The organism is Lentzea sp. HUAS12 (assembly GCF_024125735.1).
Classification (GTDB): Bacteria; Actinomycetota; Actinomycetes; order Mycobacteriales; family Pseudonocardiaceae; genus Lentzea; species Lentzea albida.
Genome location: NZ_CP099738.1, coordinates 879,700 through 898,970 on the forward strand (window position 1 = coordinate 879,700; position 19,271 = coordinate 898,970).

Genomic DNA, 19,271 nt, shown 5'->3' on the forward strand with positions numbered 1-19,271 from the left:
CGATCGACCTTCCGGCAGGGTTGCCTTGAAAATGATTGTCGTTACAGTAGCGCAAGCCGTTCGAGTGAATCTCTGGAGGATCTGATGTCTCACCCCGGCCGGATCGGCCTGGCGTTGGTCGCGGTGCTCGCCGCGGGCTGTGCCGCACCGGGTGGCGCCGAAGCGCCGGCGGCCCAGTCGGTGGTGGTGGACAGCTGCGGCAAGCGGCTCACGTTCACCGGCACGCCGCAGCGGGTGGTGACGCTCGACCAGAACTCCACGGAAACGTTGCTGGCGCTGGGTTTGCAGGACCGCATGGCCGGCACCGCGAACGTCAAGACCAAGGTCGCGCCGAAGTACGCCGAGGCCTACGCGAAGATCCCCGTGCTGTCGCCCAAGGTCCTCACCTCGGAGCCGTTGAGAGCCGCCAATCCCGACGTCGTCGTGGCGTCGTTCCAGGAGCTCTTCACCCCCGACCGCGCCGGCACCCGCGACGAGCTGGAATCCCTGGGCGTGCCCACGTTCGTGAGCGCTGTGAACTGCTCCGACGGCACGACCGCGCCGTTCGAGCGGCTGTTCCGCGACTACGAGAACTTCGGCAGGATCTTCGGGATCCAGGACAAGGCGAACCAGCTCGCCGCCGAGCAGCGCGCCGCGGTCGCCGAGGTGCAGGCCGTGAAGCGGGAGCCCGTCAAGGTCGTCTGGGTCTACTCGGTCTTCAAGGGCGTTCCGTACGTGGCGGGCCGTGACGGCATGCCCAGCCAGATGAGCAAGATCGCCGGTGCGGTGAACGTCTTCGACGACCTGGGCCAGGAGTGGCCGGAGGCGTCCTGGGAGGAGGTCGCGCGCCGCGACCCCGACGTGATCGTGATCGGCGACCTGTCCGAGCGCGGCAACCCCGGTGACAAGGCCGGCGAGAAGCTCGCGATGATGAAGGAGCACCCGGCCGTCTCACAGCTCAAGGCGGTGCGCGAGAACAGGGTGATCGAGCTCCCCGGCATCGAGATGGACCCGTCCGTGCGCACGGTCGACGCCCTGAAGGCGTTCGGCGCCGGTCTCGACGAGATCGCCGGCCGTGGCTGACGCGGCGGTCCTCGACCCCGTCGTCCAGAAGAGCCCGAAACCCCTTCAGCGTAAGAAGAACACGCTCGTCGTCGCCCTGAGCCTCGTCGTGCTCGTGGTGTCGATGGCACTCGCCGTCCGCATCGGCGTGGGGGCGGGCTGGGCGGAGATCGGCCGTGCCGCGGGCGCACGCCTCGGGCTGCCGGTGGTCCCGCTGCCGCGCCTGCTGGACTCGCTGATCTGGGACCTGAGGCTGCCCAGGGTGCTGCTCGCGGCACTCGTCGGCGGCGCGCTCGCGGTGTGCGGCGCGGTGCTGCAGAGCGTCACGCGCAACTCGCTGGCCGACCCGTACCTGCTCGGGGTGTCGTCCGGTGCCTCGACCGGCGCGGTGGTCGTGGTGGTGCTCGGGTTCGCGGGATCGCAGCTCGGCATCACCGGCGGCGCGCTGATCGGCGCGCTGGTGGCGTTCGGGTTGCTGATGGTGTTGTTGCGGCGCACCGGTTTGGACTCCTCGCGGATCGTGCTGACCGGTGTCGTCGTGGGGCAGCTGTTCGCGGCGCTGACGTCGTTGATCCTGCTGTCGTCCGGTGACGCGGACAGCATCCGTGCCGTCACCAACTGGCTGCTGGGGTCGCTGGCCTCGGCCCGGTGGACGTCCGTGGTGGTGTGCGCGGTGGTGCTGGCCGCCGGGTTGCTGGTGGTGTGGCTGTGCTCGGCCGCGCTGGACGGGTTCGCGTTCGGCACCGACACCGCGTCCTCGCTCGGCGTCGACGTCCGCACGACCCGTGCTGTGCTGCTGGTGACGACGTCGGTGCTGACCGCCGTGGCCGTCGCCGCCGTGGGCGCGGTCGGGTTCGTCGGACTGATCATCCCGCACGGCGTCCGGTTCCTCGTGGGTCCGTTGCACCGCAGGCTGTTGCCGATGTCGGCCGTGGTCGGCGCGGTGTTCCTGGTCTGGACGGACGCGCTGACCCGCGTGGTCTTCGCGCCGCTCGAGGTGCCGGTGGGCGTGTTCACCGCGCTGATCGGCGTGCCGCTCTTCCTGTTGGTGCTGCGCAAGCGGGGTGAGCTGTGAGGATCGACGTCGAGGACCTGAGCTGGGGCGTGCCCGGCAAGACGATCGTGCGGAACGTGTCGCTGGCGGTGGAGCCGGGGGAGACGGTCGGGCTGATCGGCCCGAACGGCTCCGGCAAGTCGTCGCTGCTGCGCTGCGTCGCGGGGTTGCGCACCCCGACCGGCGGGCGCGTGCTCTACGACGGCTCCGGGATCGGGTCGTGGTCCGCCCGCGACCGGGCGCGCGAGCTCGCGTTCGTCGAGCAGACCGCCGACACCGAGAGCGACCTGCGGGTGGCCGAGGTGGTCATGCTCGGCCGCACGCCCCACCGGTCGCGGTGGCGCGGCCCGGACGCCACCGACCACGAGATCGTCGCGTCCGCGTTGCGGAGGCTCGACCTCACGGAGCTGGCCGACCGGCCGTGGAAGCAGCTGTCGGGCGGTGAGCGCCAGCGCACCCACCTGGCGCGGGCGCTCGCGCAACGCACGGCGGGCCTCCTGCTGGACGAGCCGACGAACCACCTGGACGTCCGCCACCAGCTCGAACTGATGGAGCTCGCCGGCAGCACGCCGCAGACCGTCGTGGTGGCGCTGCACGACCTCGCGCTGGCCGCCCGGTACTGCGATCGGCTGGTCCTGATGCACCGCGGTGAGGTCGTCGCCGACGGCCGGGCCGTGGACGTGCTGACGGCGCCGTTGCTGCGCGAGGTGTTCGACGTGGAAGCCGAGATCGGCCGCGACGACCTGGGCCACCTGGCCGTCGGGTACCGCGAGCCGGTCCGCCGATGAACCGATCTGCCGAGTCGAGGGGGAGTCATGTCCACTGTGGATGATCTGATAGCGGAAGTGCTGGAGGGACGGCACGGTCCCGATCCGCGGGAGATACCGGCCACCAGCGTGTTCTGGGTCCACCACGGCACGCGGCTGGCGGGTGGCGACACCACCTACCGCAACCAGTACGTGCTGGCGCGCATCGGAAGCGCGTTCGGCGCCTGCGCGTTCGCGGAGGGTGACGCCGACCCGGCGGTGTGCGCGAACTACTCCGGCGCTCCCGTCGCGTCACTGCTCACCGAGGCCCCGGCGCCGGTGCGCGTGGCGGCACTGGACGCCTACCTCGGCAGCGTCCGTCCACATCGGACCTCGGACGCCGAGCGGGTCATGCTGCCGGCAGGCGCGCCGGAGGAACGGGCACGCGCCCGCGACGCCGCGGTGGCCGGCCTGCTCGACGTCGAGGCCGGCGCCAAGGTCGCGTTGATCGGCGTGGTGAACCCCCTGGTGGCGGCGATCCGCGAGCGCGGGGCCGAATGCCTGCCGTGCGACCTCTCGTTGCGCACGACGCAGTGGGGCGACCCGGTGACCCCGGACATGCGGGACGTCCTCGGCGTCGCGGACGCCGTCGTGGCGACGGGCATGACGATCGGCAACGGCACGTTCGACGAGATCCTGCGGGTGTGCCGCTCGCGGGAGATCCCGCTGATCGTCTACGCCCAGACCGCGAGCGCCGTCGCCCGCCACTTCCTCGGTTCCGGCGTCACCGCCGTGTCCGCGGAACCGTTCCCTTTCTCGCAGTTCAGCGCCGACGAGACAGCGCTGTACCGCTACCGAGCCTGAGAGAAGACGTGGACCACCACATCGCTGACGCGCTCAGCCGCCCCGCCCTGGTACGCCTCGACTCCCGAACCCTCTGCCTGCGCTTCGAGACCATGAAGGTCGCCTCGGCCCTCGAAGCCGTCCGCCACCTCCTCGAACGCGGCACCATCGCCGTCGGCGACACGCTGGTCGACAGCTCCAGCGGCATCTACGCGCACGCCCTCGCCCTGGCCTGCCACCGCTACGGCCTGCACTGCCACATCGTCGCCTCCACGACCGTGGACAAGACGTTGCACACCCAGCTCGAGATCCTCGGCGCGACGGTGGAACCGATGCCGCCGTCCGCGAGCCTCAAGCTGGACCAGAGCAGGCGCGTCGCACGGGTGCGGGAGATCCTGCGCGACCACCCGCGCCACCACTGGATGCGCCAGTACCACGACGACGTCCACTACCGCGGCTACCGGCCGATCGCGGACCTCATCCGCGAGCACGCCGACTGCTCCCGGTTGTCCGTGGTCGGCGGCGTGGGCACCGGCGCGTCCACGGGCGCGCTGGCGACGTTCCTGCGCGAGACAGCACCCTCCGTCGAACTCGTGGGCGTGCAACCCTTCGACAGCGTCACGTTCGGCAGCGAGCACGTGCACGACCCGGAGATCATCATCGCCGGCATCGGCAGCTCGATCCCGTTCGGCAACGTCGACCACACCCTCTACGACACCGTGCACTGGTTCGGCTTCGACGCGGCCCTGTCCGGCAGCGTGGCCCTGCTGCGCGAGCACGCGATCTTCGCGGGCCTGTCGGCGGGCGCCGCGTACCTGGCGGCGAGGTGGGAGCAGCGCCTCGACCCGGAGCGGCACGTGGTGGTGCTGGCCCCGGACACCGGCCACCGCTACGTGGACGCGGCGTACTCCCGCCACGCCACGGCGCCGGCACCGGAGGACCTGCGCCCGCGCCAGATCAGCGCGCTGGGCGACATGGACCTGCCGTGGTCGCGGATGCACTGGAACCGCGCGGAGGCACCACCGAACGCGGTGGTCAGCCGCGCGATCCCGGTCGCTTCCTGAAGGCCGCCGCCAGAGCGGCCGCCGCGCGTTGACGCAGGGTCCGTTGTGAGACCGGGCCTTCGCTGAGAGCGCGGGCAAGGTCGGGGTCGGTGACACGGAGGCGGCCCTCGATGTCGATGAGCCGCTGGTGTTCCTCTCGACTGAGCATCGGCGCTCCAGAGTCGGTCCGGCAGTGGCACGAGATCTGTACCCGGGGGTTTCGGGGGTCAAACGTGACACCGCCGGACCGGGTCCGGCTCTGGGCGCGGTGGAGCGGGCGGGGCGTGCGCTGCTAGAGCGGCTTCGGTTCCGGCGGCAACGGGTCGGGGTCCGGCCCAGGAGGCCGCAACGGGTCCGGGTCGGGGCCGGGAGGCTGCGGCTGGTCGGGTCCGGTGGGGCGCGGCTGGTCGGGGCCCGGAGTGGTCGGCACGGGCTCCGCCGGCGGTACTGGCTGGCTCATGCCCACGGGGTACCCGCCTGCCAAACCCGCCGCACCGCATTCGAACCCGCCGCGAATTAAGGCCGTTCCCGCTAATACGTCGATCGCCGTACCCGACAATCCGTCCAGATCCTGTTTGGGTCCGGCAGAACGGGGGCGTGGTGCGGGGGAGAGCGGCGGCACAGGGGTGGTTCGACGGTTCGGAGCAGACGAGGGGACTCAGGTTCAGCGGTGCGGTCGAGCTGCTCCGGCTGCTCGACCACCTGACCACCCGGCCGCGCTGGCCCGCACGCGACGTGCCGCTGCCGATCGTGCGGTTGCGCAGGCCACCGGGTACGGAGCGGCCGCTGGACGCGCTGGTGAACAGGCCTGCCAACGCGCGGGGGCGCCGGGTCCCGTACGCGCTCGCCGACGGCGAGGCTCTGTCGCGGCGCAAGCTGCTCGACGACGTGGTGGGACAGCTCGCGAGTGAGGTGCGAGGCGTGCCGGTGCTGCGGTTCCCGCGGTTCGCGCTCGTCGAGTGGCTGCTCGACCTGACGTTGCCCGAGGACGTCAAGCCGGAGAACGAGGAACGCGAGATCGCCCGCGAGTTCCGCGCGCACCTCAAGGGCCGCTCGCGGGTGACCCGGGATGGTGTGCAGGACCTCGCGCAGGACTTCCCCTGGTGGATCAGGCTGGCCATCGGGCTCGTGCCGCGGATCGGTCTCGCGCTGATGGCCCTGTTGTGGCGCCCGGCGACGTGGGTGGGCGAGCAGCGGCTGGGCGGGCGGTCGCGCGGCGGGTTCTACCGGCTCGCCCGGGCCGTCGTGAAGGAACGCCTGGCGGTGCGGCACCAAAACGAGGTCGACGCCCTGCTCGTCCGTGCGTTGCTGGAGGACCTGCGGCGCTCGCACCGGCGCTGGACGCTGTGGGGGACCGGCCGGCGGCGCACGGGGTGCCCGTGGCTGCTGCTGGACGACCACGGCGCGGACAGCGCGGGGCGGTGGCTGACCGGTGCGATCGGCGACGCCCGCAACGCGGTCCGGAGTGGACGGTCGTGGCGCGGCAACCCTTTGAACCGACCGGATCCGCTGCTCGTGGTCGTCGCCGTGGAGTCCGGCGGACCGCCCGGGACGCACGCGGCGGACGCGCTGGCGGAGTACGGCGACTGGCTCGGCCAGCTGTCGTCGAGCTCGCGGACGTGGGTGCTGGAACTCGACACCGATCCGTCGGAGCCCGCGCGCGGGATCACCGGCGCGCTGTCGGAGTTCCCGCCGTTGCGCCTGCGCCGGGCCGCGGCGGCGCCGCTCGTGCTCCTGCTGCTGGCCGGGTCGCTGGTCGCCGTGCCGTTCCTCAACCACGCCAGGTGCGACGAGTGGTGGTCGCCGTCCCCGCGCTCACCGCTGGAACGCGTCGGCGACGAGTGCATCGGGGTGTCGGCGGACCCGCTGCGGCACTTCGTCCCCGACTCGGTGCCCGCCGACATCCGGCCCGCCCTGGAGGACGCCTACAGCAGGATCGTGGCGGAGAACCGCAGGGCGGCGCTGCGGCCGGACGCGATCACCGTCGTGTTCCTCAGCGTGCTGACCCCGAGCACCGCCAACAGCTTCCACGCCCTGGTGGAAGAGCTGCGCGGTGTGTGGGTGGCGCAGAAGAACAGCGACGTGCCGATGAAGGTGCTGCTGGCCAACGGCGGCGAGGGGCCGGGCGGGCGCGGGCTCGCCTCCGGTGACGTGGCCGCGGACAAGATCGTCGAACTGGCGGCCCGCGACCGCAGCGTCGTCGCGGTGACCGGGCTGTCGATCAGCACCGACACCGCCAAGTCCGTCGTGAAACGGCTGGGCAGCAACGCCTTGCCCGTCATCGGCACGCTGACCTCGGCCGACGACATGGCGAGCATCAACGAGTACTACTACCAGATCGGGCCCAACAACCTGCGCGAGTCGAAGGTCGCCGCCTACTACGCGCAGAGCCGCCTGAACGTCACGGACGTGGCGATCTTCTTCTCCGGCGACCCCGGCGACCGCTACAGCCAGAACCTCGCCGAGGACGCCCGGCTCTCGTTCGCCGAGCGCGGGATCGCGGTCAGCCAGTACAGGTCGTACCGGGTCGCGAACGACGACGAGGGCCTCGCGCCCGCGAGCCTCGGGCAGGGCGCGTGCCCGGCGCAGGCCAAGCCCGGTTATGCGGTCTTCTACGCCGGCCGGGCCCAGTACCTGGCGGAGTTCCTGCGCGGCATGAACAGCAGGTGCCAGGGCACCACACCGCCGGTGCTCGCGAGCGACTCGTCCACGCGGTTCATCCTCGAGGGCACGATGGCCCAGTTCCCCAACGTGCGCCTGGACTACCTGTCGTTCGCGAGCCCCGCCGCGTGGGCCGACTGCGCGAAGGTGCCGTTCTACAAGAACTACCTCGACGTGTTCCGCAAGACCTGCCAGACGCTGGGGGACGGTCGTTCGGCCGCCGCCTACGACGCGATGCAGGTGCTGGCCGAAGGGGTGCGGCAGGTGCGGCGGACCGACCCCGGCGCGCGCGTGCGGGAGGGGCTGCTGGCCGGGATCGGCAGCATCCGGCCGGACAACGCCATCCAGGGCGCCACCGGCAGGATCGGGTTCGGGGCGAGCACGCGGCTGCCGGCGGACAAGGCCGTGCTCGTGTTGCAGGGCAACACGGACACGACCTCGACGCCCAGGTTGTTGTGCGGCGAGCTGCCGTTCGGCGAGGAGCTGGCGCAGGGGCTGGCACCGGACGCCGGGTGCCCGCGTGACCCGCAGTAGGTCAGCGTTCGGCGCCCAGCACCGGCTTCACGTCGACGATCGGTGTGCCGTCGACGGCCTCCAGGTGCGCGACCCGCAGCTTGAGGCCGTCGACCGCGGTGATCCGCACGTGGTGCAGGCCGATGGGGTTCGGCCGGTCCGGTGACCGGGTGGAGAACACGCCCGTCTCGGGCCTCGCCGGGTCGCTGCGCGGGTGCACCGCCAGCACCGACCTGTCGGCGCGGTCGAGCCAGGTGAGGACCAGGACGTCCTGGCCCTCGCGCAGTTCCCTCATCGCCCGCGCGTACTCCGGGGCGAACACGAGCAGGGCCTCCGGGGCGCCCTCGTCGGCCTGCTTGGGCGCGGCGGAGCGGTCGGTGAGAGGCGATTCGACGTGGCCGATCGGCTGCAGCTTCATCAAGTCCCGCAGTAGGTCCGGTAGGTGGCACTGAAGTCCTGCGGCGCAGGAGCCGCGAAGTATTCCAGGCCGGGTCGTTCGCCGAACGGGGAGGTAACCGCTTTCAGAAGTCGCTCGAACGGGCCCATGTCACCGTCGGCCCCCGCGGCCAGCGCCTCCTCGACGAGGTGGTTGCGCGGGACGTAGACGGGGTTGACCTTCTCCATCACGTCGGCGTCGGGCCCGAGCTCGCGCCACCGCGCGATCCAGGCGTCGATCGCGGCGAGGTCCAGGAACAGGGAACGGGCGGGCTCCGCGTCACCGCGCGCCGCCTTGCCGAGCAGGTGGAAGAACGACGTGAAGTCGACGTGGTTCGCCTGCAGCAACGCCAGCAGGTCCTTGAGCAGCGGCTTCACGTCGCCGGACACGCCGAGTTTGGCCGCCATGCCACCGATCCAGGCCTCCTCGAGGTGGGAGTCGAACGTCCGCAGCGTCGCCAGGGCCAGTCGCACGGCCTCGTCCTGGTCCTCGGCGAACAACGGCAGCAGCGCCTCGGCGAGCCGGGCGAGGTTCCACTCGGCGATGATCGGCTGGTTGCCGTAGGCGTACCGGCCCTGGTGGTCGATGGAGCTGTACTTCGTCGTCGGGTCGTAGGCCTCCATGAACGCACACGGCCCGTAGTCGATCGTCTCGCCGGAGATCGTCATGTTGTCGGTGTTCATCACGCCGTGGATGAAGCCGACGAGCATCCACTGCGCCACGAGCGACGCCTGAGCGGCCACGACGTGCCCGAAGAGCTCCAGCGGGGTGCTGCCGGGGTGATGACGGGCGATCGCGTGATCGGCGAGGCGGCGCAGCAGGTCCACGTCACCGGTGTTGCGCGCGTACTGGAAGCTGCCGACCCGCAGGTGCGACGCGGCGACCCTGGCCAGCACCGCGCCGGCCAGCGGTTCCTCGCGCTGCACGACGTGCCCGGTGGAGACGACGGCCAGCGCGCGGGTCGTGGGGATGCCGAGCGCGTGCATCGCCTCGCTGACGACGTATTCGCGCAGCATCGGGCCGACGGCGGCCAGCCCGTCGCCACCGCGGGCGAACGGCGTGCGGCCGGAGCCCTTCAGGTGCAGGTCCCGCAGACGGCCCTCGGCGTCGGTCAGCTCGCCTAGGAGCAACGCGCGCCCGTCGCCCAGCCGGGGGGAGTAGCCGCCGAACTGGTGACCGGCGTACGCCTGGGCGAATCCGGGAGCGGCATTTCCGGTGAGGAACGGCAGGCCGTCCGCGGCCAGCCAGGCCGGGTCCAGCCCGATTTCCCTCGCCAGGGGCTCGTTGAGGACGAGGAGTTCCGGTTCCTCGACCGGGACGGCCTCCCACGAGACCGCCATCTCGGGGACCGCGGTCGCGAAATCGCTGCTCAGGCTGATGTTCACGGGGTCAACGGTACCCGTTGCTCCCGCGAAGGCGTGTGACCGCGGTCTCAAGTTCGAACCCGTTGAACCGTTCCCGGGGCGTGCACGTGTCAGTGGTGAACAGGTTGATCAGTCCACTCAGGAATGAGAAGAAACCAATGCGTCGCAATCAAGTTGGGCTCGTTGCTGCCCTTTTCACGGTCGGTGCCCTCGCGTTGACGGCCTGCGGCCAGGGTGCCGCCACGTCCGGCTCCGCCGCTCCCTCCCCGGACCAGGCCCAGTCGCAGGACGTGGCGCAGGACGCGTCGGCGAACGAGGTCGAGACCGACGGACTGTCCGGAGTGGACTTGTTGCGCGGCACCGCGAACTCCAACAAAGCGGACCAGAACTCCGGTGACCGCGCCCCGGAGAGCGCGCCCGTCGAGGTGAGGCAGAAGTGGGTCGAGCTGCGCGCCGGCAACGCCGGTGGCCTCGAACCCGCTGTGGTGAACGGAAAAGGCCTCTCCGTCTACTGGTTCAGCGACGACCCGGTGAACGGCGGTGTGTCCAACTGCAACGGTGACTGCGCCAAGACGTGGCCCGCGATCACGGTGACCAAGGGCACGCGGTTGTTCTTCCCCGGCATCCGCAGGGAGAACATCGGCTTCATCAAGCGCCAGGACGGCCAGCTGCAGGTGACGATCGGCGGCCGCCCGATCTACCTGTTCAGCAAGGACAAGAAGGCCGGTGACATCCTCGGCCAGAACGTCGGCGGCAAGTGGTTCGTGATCAACCCCGAGGGCAAGCGCGCGGTGCCGAAGGCCGAGGCCCCGAACCCGGCCCAGCCGGCCCCCGGCGCCAAGCCCGCGAACTCCGTCACCTTCTTCAGCGAGAAGAACCTCAAGGACTTCGGCGACAGCTTCGCGGTCGGCGTCAAGGTCTCCGACAAGTGCGCCGACCTCCGCGGCGGCTTCCAGTCGCTGTCCCCGGACGGCGCCGTGAAGATCTGGTCCGAGCCGGGCTGCAAGGGCAAGTCCGCCGTCGTCAGCGGCCCCGTCAACGACACGTCCGCCGCTCCGATCGGCTTCCCGGCCGGCGTGAAGTCCTACATCCGGGCATGAACCTGATCGGGTGAACGACGAAGGCCGCCGGAGCACCCCAGCTCAGGCGGCCTTTTCGCCTCGCTACGCTGCTGCCCGTGCGCTACTCCGCCATTGCGCTGGCTTTCCTCCTGCTCGGGTGCGGCACCGGGACCTCGTCCCTGCCCACCATCACCCCGGCCGCCCCGTCCGCCACGGGCTCGCCGCTGCCCGACCTGCAGCCCAGGCTGGACGCGATCGGCGTGCTGCTGACGGAGTGCGCCGCCCGCCTGCGCGGCGAACCGGTGGCCCCGGCCGACAACTGCGCGCACGTCATGCCCGACGTGACCGGCGTGATCGACGAGGTCGAGAAGCAGTCCGCGAAGCTGCCGCCCGCCGGTCAGGCGGCGGTCACGGACGTGCGCAGGCAGCTCGCCGAGATCGCGCCCTGCGAGCCGTGGTTCGCGGCGGGCGGGGTGAGCGCGGACGGGCAGCTGGACGCGCGCTGCAAGAAGGCGTGGGACGCGCTCTACAGCGGGTACAGCGCGGTGCGCAACGCGGCTTAGAACGGGCGCGCGATCACCGTCACGCCACCGGAGCGGTGTCGTCGGCCGGCGGGGTGAAGCGGGCGGTCAGCTCGGTCGAGATCTCGTAGAGCCGCACGAGGAACGTGCGCTCGTCGAGCTTCTTGCGGCGCAGCCAGCCCGTCACCTCGGCGTTGCACTTGCTGGCGTTGCAGGAACCGCACGCGGGCACGACGTTGGCCAGCGTGTACCGGCCGCCGCGCGAGATCGCCTGCACGCAGTCCTTCTGCAACGAACCGGAAGGCGTTGCGCAGTAGGCACAACCGCCCCACGCGAGCTTGATCGCGTCCCACTGCGCGTCGGTCAGGTCGTTGACGACGCGGGCCATGCGCTTCTTGCGCTTGCGCGCGGCGCGAACCTGTTTGCTACCACCGGTGGGCACGATCGCCGAGCCTACTGGTCCTCCCCGAACTCGCCGTGCCGACCGGCCCCGCCGGCGAACCGCGCCGCCCCCGCCACGCCTTCCCGCGCCACGATCGGGACGCCCGCGGCCCCCTCGGCCCGCAACGCCTCCGCCAGGTCCAGGTCGAGCCCGGCGTACGTCGAAGCCCGGTCCGCCAGCACGCACTCGAACGGGAACCCGGCGATCTGCTCCGCCAGCTCCACGGCCACCGCGAGAGCCCGGCCCGGCTCCACCACCCGGTTCGCCAGCCCGATCGCCAACGCCTCGTCCGCCACCACGGGCCGTCCGGTCAGGATCAGGTCCAGCGCCCGCCCGAGCCCCACGATCCGCGGCAGCCGCACGGTCCCGCCGTCGATCAACGGCACGCCCCACCGCCGGCAGAACACCCCGAACACCGCGTCGCTCTCCACCACCCGCAGGTCCGCCAGCAGCGCGAGCTCCAGCCCACCGGCGACCGCGTACCCGCTGACGGCGGCGATCAACGGCTTGCTCAGCGCCAGCCGGGTCGGCCCCATCGGTCCGGCACCTCCGCCGGTGGGGTCCAACGCGTTGCGCCGGGTCGGGTCGCCGACGGAGGTCAGGTCGGCGCCCGCGCAGAACGTGCCGCCCTCGCCCGTGAGCACCGCGACCCGTTGCGCAGGGTCTTCCTCGAACGCCACGAAGGCGTCCAGCAGCTCAGCCGCCATCGGCCCGTCGACCGCGTTGCGCCGGTCCGGGCGGTTCATCCGGATCACCGTCACCACGCCGAGGGTCTCCACCAGCACGTCCACTGTGACCTCCGTGATCACCAGTGGCGTTCGGGCCGCCACTGTCGTCTACTGACACGATGCCAATCGTCTCTCCCGGTTTCACCGGGCGACGCCAGTCACCGGACGTGCAGCTGCCGCCCGGTCAGTACCTGGCAGAGGACTTCCCGGTCCTCACGGCGGGCCCGACGCCGCGCGTGACGACCGACCGGTGGCAGTTCACGATCAACACCGAGGCCGGTCAGCGCTACGACTGGTCGTGGCAGCAGCTGATCGAGCTGCCCGCGGAGAAGATCACGACGGACATCCACTGCGTCACCAAGTGGTCGAAGCTCGGCACGCGCTGGAAGGGCGTCTCGCTGGACGTCCTGCTGGAGGACGTCGAGACCGCGGCCGACTTCGCGCTCGTGCAGTCCTACGGCGGCTACACCACGAACCTGCCGCTCGAGGACCTGGTCGACGGCCAGGCGTGGATCGCGTACCGCTACGACGGCGAGGAGCTCACGCCCGAGCACGGCGGTCCGGCGCGGCTGCTGGTGCCGCACCTGTACTTCTGGAAGTCGGCGAAGTGGGTCCGCGGGATCCAGTTGCTGCTGGAGGACGAACCCGGCTTCTGGGAGAGCGCGGGCTACCACGACTACGGAGACCCATGGCGCGAGCAGCGGTATCAGGGCGACTGACCTGGCGGGTGGCCGAACTGGCCGAGGCCACCGACATCACGGCGAGCGCGCGCAGCCTGGTGTTCGACGTGCCCGGCTGGCCGGGACACCTGCCCGGCCAGCACGTCGACGTCCGGCTCACCGCCGAGGACGGCTACTCGGTGCAGCGCAGCTACTCGATCTCCTCCGCACCGGACGGGGAGCGGTTCGAGCTGAGCGTGCAACGGGTCGCCGACGGCGAGGTGTCGCCGTACCTGTGCGACGTCCTCGAACCAGGGCAGCAGGTCGAGCTGCGCGGACCCGTCGGCGGCTGGTTCGTCTGGCGCGCGGCCGACCAGGCACCGGTGACACTCGTCGCGGGCGGCTCGGGCATCGCGCCGCTGATGGCCATGATCCGCACGCGCGCCGCCGAGGGCAGCCGCGTGCCGTTCCGGCTGATCTATTCGGTCCGCACGCCCGAGGACGTCTACTACGCCGACGAGCTGCGCCGCCGTGCCCGCGAGGACAACGGGCTCGACGTCCACCTCGTGCACACCCGTGAGGCCCCGGAGGGCGCACCCCCACCGGGACGCCTGGGCCTCGCCACCCTCAACACCCACGCGTGGCCAGCCGACTTCGCGCCGAACGTGTTCGTGTGCGGACCGACCGGCTTCGTCGAGACGGTGTCCGACATCCTCGTGGCGCTGGGCCACGACCCCCGCCGCGTCCGCACGGAACGCTTCGGCTGACAGGAGAGCACCGATGAGCCACGTGGACGGCAACGCGCTGGCGGGCGACCTGCGCGAGATCTTCGCGGTCGACCTGACCGCCGCGACCGGGCAGTGCTCCGGCTGCGGGTACAAAGGGTCGGTGGCGAGCCTGCGCGTCTACCAGAACGCCCCAGGGGTCGTCGCGCGCTGCCCGCACTGCGAGGAGGTCGTGCTGCGGCTGGTGCGCGGACGCGACCGGGCGTGGCTGGACCTGCGCGGCACGGTGAGCCTGGAGATCCCGCTGCCTTGAGGAGAACGATGAACCTGGCCTGCCAGGCGGTGCTGTTCGACATGGACGGCGTGCTGACCGACTCGACCGTCGCCGCCGAACACGCGTGGACGCAGTGGGCGCACGAGTACGACGTCGACCCCGAACAGGTCCTGCGGGGCCTGCACGGCCGCCGCGCCACGGACACGGTCCGCATGTACGTGCCCGATTCGGTGCACGCCGAGGCGCTGCGCCGGATCAACGCCATCGAGGTCGCCGACGCCGGTTCCACCACCGCGATCCCCGGAGCCCGCGAACTGGTCGACTCGCTGCCGGGCAACTGGGCCCTGGTCACGTCCGCCCCGCCCGAGCTGCTCACCGTGCGGCTGGCCGCGGTCGGCATCCCGTTGCCGTCGGTGGTCATCAACGGCGACGAGGTGACGCGCGGCAAGCCCGACCCCGAGGGCTACCTCCGCGCGGCGGAGAAGCTCGGCGTGCCGATCGGGGAGTGCGTGGTGTTCGAGGACAGCGGCAACGGGGTGGCGGCGGGTCTTGCCGCCGAGGCCGGCACCGTGGTGGGCGTCGGGGAGGGCGCGCTGGAGACGCCTGCGCCGGTTGTCGTGCGGGATCTGCGGTCGGCCCGGTGGACCGGTGGCGGCGTCGAGGTGTCCGGGGAGCTCCGCCGGCCTTCCTGAACTGGACGACCTCTGGCGGGTCCTGGGCAGCGTTGACGAGTGGGTGAGGTTCGCCGACGCCGCGGTCGTGCCGAGGACGAGAACTGGCGGGCCTCGTCCTCGGTTGACCCCGAACGCCCACTCCTCCCAGATCCGTTTGATCCCACCGCTTCTGAACCACCTCCTCTTCTCCCGACCCGAGAACGTCATTTCCCGGAAACTTGTCCGGTTTGACATGCCGGATACCTCCGAACGGCCGTAGCCCCGTTGTTGATTCGTGTGCGTTGATGTGGGGGAGCGCACTTACAACGTTGTAAAACGAAGGGGATCTTCGCCGATGAAGAAAACCGCCCCCGTACTCGTCGCGCTGCTGATGGCGTTGGGCATAGCGCCCAGCGCGCCTTCGGCAGTCGCCGCCGAGCCCGTGCACGGCCTGAAGGGCGAGTACTTCAGCATGTCGGCACCGGGCGCGCGGGACTTCGCGAACCTGGGCGGCACCGTGCTCGACGCCGACATCAACCAGGGTGACCTGACCGGTGTCTTCGGCTTCCTGAACGGTCGCACCGAACACACGACCGCGCGGTGGACCGGCCAGATCGCGGTCCCGCAGACCGGCGACTACACGTTCCACGCCATCGGCGACAACGGGTTCCGCCTGCTGATCGACGACAAGTCCGTGATCGACCACTGGGTGCCCGACTGGGACCGCGAGCAGACCAGCGCGCCGGTCACGCTCACCGCCGGCAAGCAGTACGCCTTCAAGCTGGAGATGTTCCAGGACGTCGGCGGCGCCAACATGTTCCTGCGCTGGTCCAGCGCGAACACGCCGAAGCAGCTCGTCCCGAGCTCGGCGTTCACGCCGCCGGCGGACTTCAAGGCCGTGCCGGCCGCGGCGGAGGTCTCCCAGGACGGCCGCACCCTCACCGCGGACTTCGGCGGTCGCATCACCGGTGCGAACGACCTGAAGGACCACCTGCGCGTCGAGGTCGACGCCACCCCGTTCCCGATCTCGTTCATCACCACCAGCCGCAACCGCGCCACGATCGGGCTGGGCGAGCGGGTGCTGAAGGGCCAGCGGGTCCGGATGTACTACGACGGCGCGGGCGCGCTCGCGGTCGACGGTCAGAAGATCGGCAAGACCGCCCGCACGACCGGCAACGTCTCGACCGAACGGCTCCGCACGCCGTGGGGCGAGAAGGTCGACACGCGCAAACCGCTGCCGGAGTACCCGAGGCCGCAGCTGGAACGCGACAAGTGGCTCAACCTGAACGGCCCGTGGGAGTTCGCGGCCGCCAAGGCGGGTGAGCAGCCCGCGTTCGGCAAGAAGCTGCGCGAGAAGGTCATCGTCCCGTACCCGATCGAGTCGCAGCTCTCCGGTCTCGAACGGCACGAGGACCACATGTTCTACCGCAGGACCGTGTCGGTGCCGCACGACTGGAAGATCGGCAACGGCCAGCGGTTGAAGCTCAACTTCGGCGCGGTCGACTACGAGGCCAAGGTCTGGGTGAACGGCAAGCTCGTGGCCGAGCACACCGGCGGCTACACGGCGTTCAGCGCGGACATCACCGACGTGCTCAAGCGCGGTGAGCAGGAGATCGTCGTCGGCGTCACCGACACCACCGGCCCGAACCAGCCCAAGGGCAAGCAGTCGCCCAACCCCAGCGGCATCTTCTACACGCCGTCGTCGGGCATCTGGCAGACGGTGTGGCTGGAGCCGGTGGCGGACAAGGGCATCGACGAGATCAAGACGACCCCGGACCTCGCGGCCGGCTCGCTCACGGTCAACGTCAAGTCCGCCGGGAACTCCACGGTCACCGCGGTCGCGCGCGACGCCAAGGGCAAGCAGGTCGGCACGGTCACCGGACCGGCGAACTCGAACCTCAAGCTGCCGGTGCCGAACGCGCACCTGTGGACGCCGGACGACCCGTACCTCTACAAGCTCGACATCACGCTCGGCAAGGACAAGGTCAAGAGCTACTTCGGCATGCGCTCCACCGGCATCGCGAACGTCGGCGGCACGCCCAAGCTCACGCTCAACGGCCAGCCGATCTTCAACCTGATGCAGCTCGACCAGGGCTTCTACCCCGACGGCCTGAACACGGCGCCGAGCGACGAGGCGCTGGTGTTCGACCTGCAGGCGCAGAAGGACCTCGGCTTCAACGCGGTCCGCAAGCACATCAAGGCCGAACCCGCCCGCTGGTACTACCACGCGGACCGGCTCGGACTGCTGGTGTGGCAGGACTTCGTGGCCCTCGAGGACGGCAACAGCCCGCTGTCGCAGGAGCGGTTCGTCAAGGAGGGCAAGGAGCTGATGCACCAGCTCCAGAACTACCCGTCCATCTACGCCTGGATCGTGTTCAACGAGGGCTGGGGCGAGTGGGACCGCACCGTGACCGGCCAGATCACCGACGAGGTGAAGGCGCTCGACCCGACCCGGGTCGTCAGCGCGCACAGCGGTGTGAACTGCTGCGCCTCCAAGGGTGACAGCGGCAAGGGCGACGTCATCGACCACCACGACTACAACAACACCGACCCGGCCCGTCCGGACGGCAAGCGCGTCGTGATGGACGGCGAGCACGGCGGCTTCACGCTGCGCACGCCGGGTCACCAGTGGCCGGGTGCGCCGATCGCGATCTACAGCGGTGTGGCGGACAAGGCGGCGCTGACGGCGAAGTACGTCGACAACACCCGCACGTTCTACCTCGGCCAGGCCCGCGCGGAGATGTCCGCGTCGGTCTACACGCAGGTCACCGACCTCGAGGGTGAGCTGAACGGGCTCTGGACCTACGACCGCAAGCGCATCAAGGTCGATCCGGGTCCCGTCCGCGAGATCAACCGGCGCGTGATCGAGGCCGGGGCGAACGCGGGCAAGCCGTACCCGTACGCGGGCAGCGGCGAGTGGAAGCTGAACGAGACCAAGGGCGCCACGGCCAAGGACTCGACGGGTAGGAACCCGCTGACGCTCAGCCCGACCGGGGCCACCTGGAAGGACGGGGCGCTCGAGTTCCGCAACGGCTCGGCGGAGACCTACGGTCCGGTCGTCGACACGACCAAGGACTACTCCGTGTCCGCGAAGGTGCGCCTGGACGAACTGCCCGGCAACTACGCCACGGCGGTGAGCCAGGACGGCCGCCAGGCGGAGAACCCGTTCTACCTGCAGTACGGCCAGGGCGCGTTCGCGTTCAGCACGCCGGGCGGCAACCGCGCGCGGTTCGAGATCACCCCGGAGATCGGCCGCTGGTACGAGATCAAGGGTGAGCGCAAGGGCGGCGAGATCCGCCTTTACGTCGACGGGGCGCTGGTCGCCACGGCGGCGGCCGGACCGGCCATCGAGAGCACCGGTGCTCTCGCGGTCGGACGTGCCAAGTACAACGGCCAGAACGTCGACTTCTGGCGCGGTGCCGTGAAGGACGTGCGCGTCACCTCCTGATCACGGGAGAACGCTCTCCGGCGTGGTACAACCGTGGCATGAGCAAGGTTGCGCCCACGCTGGAGGACGTCGCGCGAGTCGCGGGAGTGTCTCGCGCGACGGTCTCCCGTGTCGTGAACGGCACGCGGAACGTCGATCCCGACATCCAGGAGACGGTGCGCAACGCGATCGAGCAGACCGGGTACTCGCCCAACCGGGCGGCCCGGTCTCTCGTCACCCGCCGCACCGGCACGGTCGCCCTGGTGATCTCGGGCACCGGCGGGGGATCCGACGTCTTCACCGACCCGTTCTTCGGGCGCGTCACGGCGGGCGTGGTCGACCACCTGCGCGGCCACAGCGTCCACCCCGTGCTCATGCTCGCCGACTCCGACCCGGCGCGGACCGAGGTCGTCGACTTCCTCAGACAGGGCAGCGCCGACGGCGCGCTGCTGGTCTCCACCCACCCCGACGACCCGCTGCCCGCCAGGCTGGTGGACGCGGGCGTCCCCTCGGTCCTCTACGCGCGGCCCGGCCGGCCGATGCCGATCAGCTACGTCGACATGGACCACCGGGCGGGCGGCAGAATGGCGGCCGACCACCTCGTGGCCTCGGGCCGCTACAACATCACCACGATCTCCGGCCCGATGGACGTCCTCGCGAGCCAGGACAGGCACGCCGGTTTCCGCGACGCCATGGCCCGCCACGGTTTCCCGTACGTGCCGACCGCGGAGGGCGGCTTCACCGCGGAGAGCGGCGCGGCCGCGATGCACCGGCTGCTCACCGAGTGCCCCGACCTCGACGCCGTGTTCGCCGCCAACGACCTGATGGCGCAGGCGGCCGTCGACGTGTTGCTGGAGCACGGACTGCGCGTCCCCGACGCCGTGGCCGTGGTCGGGTTCGACGACAGCGCGCCCGCCCTGGCCTGCCGCCCGCAGCTCACCACGATCCGGCAGCCCGTCGAGAAGATGGCCGCGCAGATGGCCGACCTGCTGCTCTCCGACCTGGAGAAGCCGGGGCAGCGGCCGAGATCGGTCATCTTCGAACCGGAACTCGTCGTCCGGGCCTCCGCCTGATCGCCCT

At 70.9% G+C, this 19,271-nt stretch carries 20 protein-coding genes; 14 read left to right on the forward strand and 6 right to left on the reverse strand.

The window, feature by feature from the left end; translation table 11 throughout:
- Positions 1 to 84 precede the first annotated feature (84 nt).
- From ND450_RS04140 to ND450_RS04160, 5 genes are read left to right on the forward strand one after another with little or no spacing between them, the layout of a single operon-like run.
- Positions 85 to 1,062: an ABC transporter substrate-binding protein gene (locus ND450_RS04140; RefSeq protein WP_253324817.1), complete on the forward strand. Its 978-nt coding sequence runs from the start codon at positions 85 to 87 to the stop codon at positions 1,060 to 1,062.
- Positions 1,055 to 2,116: an iron ABC transporter permease gene (locus ND450_RS04145; RefSeq protein ID WP_253324818.1), complete on the forward strand. Its 1,062-nt coding sequence runs from the start codon at positions 1,055 to 1,057 to the stop codon at positions 2,114 to 2,116. Before ND450_RS04140 ends, ND450_RS04145 begins: the two co-directional genes overlap by 8 nt.
- Positions 2,113 to 2,883 (forward strand): ABC transporter ATP-binding protein, encoded by a 771-nt coding sequence (locus ND450_RS04150; protein ID WP_253324819.1) that lies wholly within the window; start codon positions 2,113 to 2,115, stop codon positions 2,881 to 2,883. Before ND450_RS04145 ends, ND450_RS04150 begins: the two co-directional genes overlap by 4 nt.
- A 27-nt stretch (positions 2,884 to 2,910) precedes the next feature.
- Positions 2,911 to 3,705: a Rossmann-like domain-containing protein gene (locus ND450_RS04155; protein ID WP_253324820.1), complete on the forward strand. Its 795-nt coding sequence runs from the start codon at positions 2,911 to 2,913 to the stop codon at positions 3,703 to 3,705.
- An 8-nt stretch (positions 3,706 to 3,713) separates the two neighbouring features.
- Positions 3,714 to 4,748: a pyridoxal-phosphate dependent enzyme gene (locus tag ND450_RS04160; RefSeq protein ID WP_253324821.1), complete on the forward strand. Its 1,035-nt coding sequence runs from the start codon at positions 3,714 to 3,716 to the stop codon at positions 4,746 to 4,748.
- Here the strand turns inward: ND450_RS04160 and ND450_RS45960 are convergent.
- The gene (locus ND450_RS45960; protein ID WP_371927648.1) at positions 4,720 to 4,896 is read right to left on the reverse strand and encodes a DUF3040 domain-containing protein; all 177 of its coding nucleotides are present in this window, start codon (positions 4,894 to 4,896) and stop codon (positions 4,720 to 4,722) included. The two genes, ND450_RS04160 and ND450_RS45960, sit on opposite strands and share 29 nt — an antisense overlap.
- Positions 4,897 to 5,019: 123 nt before the next feature.
- Positions 5,020 to 5,187, reverse strand: a complete 168-nt coding sequence (locus ND450_RS04165) for a hypothetical protein (protein WP_253324822.1) — start codon at positions 5,185 to 5,187, stop codon at positions 5,020 to 5,022.
- 137 nt (positions 5,188 to 5,324) lie between these two features.
- Between ND450_RS04165 and ND450_RS04170 the strand changes: the two genes are divergently transcribed.
- Entirely contained in the window at positions 5,325 to 7,922 is a 2,598-nt protein-coding gene (locus ND450_RS04170) for an ABC transporter substrate-binding protein (RefSeq protein ID WP_253324823.1), read from the forward strand.
- Position 7,923: 1 nt separating this feature from the next.
- On the opposite strand, the gene tsaA is transcribed toward ND450_RS04170, so the two are convergent.
- Positions 7,924 to 8,319 (reverse strand): tRNA (N6-threonylcarbamoyladenosine(37)-N6)-methyltransferase TrmO, encoded by a 396-nt coding sequence (gene tsaA / locus ND450_RS04175; protein ID WP_089924869.1) that lies wholly within the window; start codon positions 8,317 to 8,319, stop codon positions 7,924 to 7,926.
- Positions 8,319 to 9,722: a YdiU family protein gene (locus ND450_RS04180; RefSeq protein WP_253324824.1), complete on the reverse strand. Its 1,404-nt coding sequence runs from the start codon at positions 9,720 to 9,722 to the stop codon at positions 8,319 to 8,321. The genes tsaA and ND450_RS04180 overlap by 1 nt, the downstream gene beginning before the upstream one ends.
- A gap of 137 nt (positions 9,723 to 9,859) precedes the next feature.
- Here ND450_RS04180 and ND450_RS04185 point away from each other — a divergent pair, with 137 nt between their 5' ends.
- Positions 9,860 to 10,801 (forward strand): hypothetical protein, encoded by a 942-nt coding sequence (locus tag ND450_RS04185; protein ID WP_253324825.1) that lies wholly within the window; start codon positions 9,860 to 9,862, stop codon positions 10,799 to 10,801.
- A gap of 77 nt (positions 10,802 to 10,878) precedes the next feature.
- A complete protein-coding gene (locus ND450_RS04190) occupies positions 10,879 to 11,325 on the forward strand; it encodes a hypothetical protein (protein WP_253324826.1) in 447 nt (148 codons plus the stop codon).
- A 19-nt stretch (positions 11,326 to 11,344) separates the two neighbouring features.
- Here ND450_RS04190 and ND450_RS04195 read toward each other — a convergent pair whose 3' ends face one another.
- Positions 11,345 to 11,725 (reverse strand): HNH endonuclease, encoded by a 381-nt coding sequence (locus ND450_RS04195; protein WP_253324827.1) that lies wholly within the window; start codon positions 11,723 to 11,725, stop codon positions 11,345 to 11,347.
- 11 nt (positions 11,726 to 11,736) lie between these two features.
- On the reverse strand, positions 11,737 to 12,516 hold the full coding sequence (locus ND450_RS04200) for a crotonase/enoyl-CoA hydratase family protein (RefSeq protein ID WP_256557438.1): 780 nt from the start codon (positions 12,514 to 12,516) through the stop codon (positions 11,737 to 11,739).
- Positions 12,517 to 12,572: 56 nt separating this feature from the next.
- Between ND450_RS04200 and ND450_RS04205 the strand changes: the two genes are divergently transcribed.
- The 6 genes from ND450_RS04205 (at position 12,573) to ND450_RS04230 (ending at position 19,264) form a co-directional block, all read left to right on the forward strand.
- Positions 12,573 to 13,172, forward strand: coding sequence for a sulfite oxidase-like oxidoreductase (locus ND450_RS04205; protein ID WP_253324828.1), 600 nt, complete (start codon positions 12,573 to 12,575; stop codon positions 13,170 to 13,172).
- Positions 13,142 to 13,879, forward strand: a complete 738-nt coding sequence (locus tag ND450_RS04210) for a ferredoxin reductase (protein ID WP_253324829.1) — start codon at positions 13,142 to 13,144, stop codon at positions 13,877 to 13,879. Before ND450_RS04205 ends, ND450_RS04210 begins: the two co-directional genes overlap by 31 nt.
- A 13-nt stretch (positions 13,880 to 13,892) precedes the next feature.
- On the forward strand, positions 13,893 to 14,150 hold the full coding sequence (locus tag ND450_RS04215) for a DUF6510 family protein (RefSeq protein WP_089924851.1): 258 nt from the start codon (positions 13,893 to 13,895) through the stop codon (positions 14,148 to 14,150).
- A gap of 8 nt (positions 14,151 to 14,158) precedes the next feature.
- Entirely contained in the window at positions 14,159 to 14,803 is a 645-nt protein-coding gene (locus ND450_RS04220; RefSeq protein ID WP_253324830.1) for an HAD-IA family hydrolase, read from the forward strand.
- A gap of 316 nt (positions 14,804 to 15,119) precedes the next feature.
- Entirely contained in the window at positions 15,120 to 18,212 is a 3,093-nt protein-coding gene (locus ND450_RS04225; RefSeq protein WP_253324831.1) for a PA14 domain-containing protein, read from the forward strand.
- 38 nt (positions 18,213 to 18,250) lie between these two features.
- Positions 18,251 to 19,264 carry a LacI family DNA-binding transcriptional regulator gene (locus tag ND450_RS04230; protein ID WP_253324832.1) on the forward strand — a complete coding sequence of 338 codons (1,014 nt, stop codon included), beginning with the start codon at positions 18,251 to 18,253 and terminating at the stop codon, positions 19,262 to 19,264.
- Positions 19,265 to 19,271 lie beyond the last annotated feature (7 nt).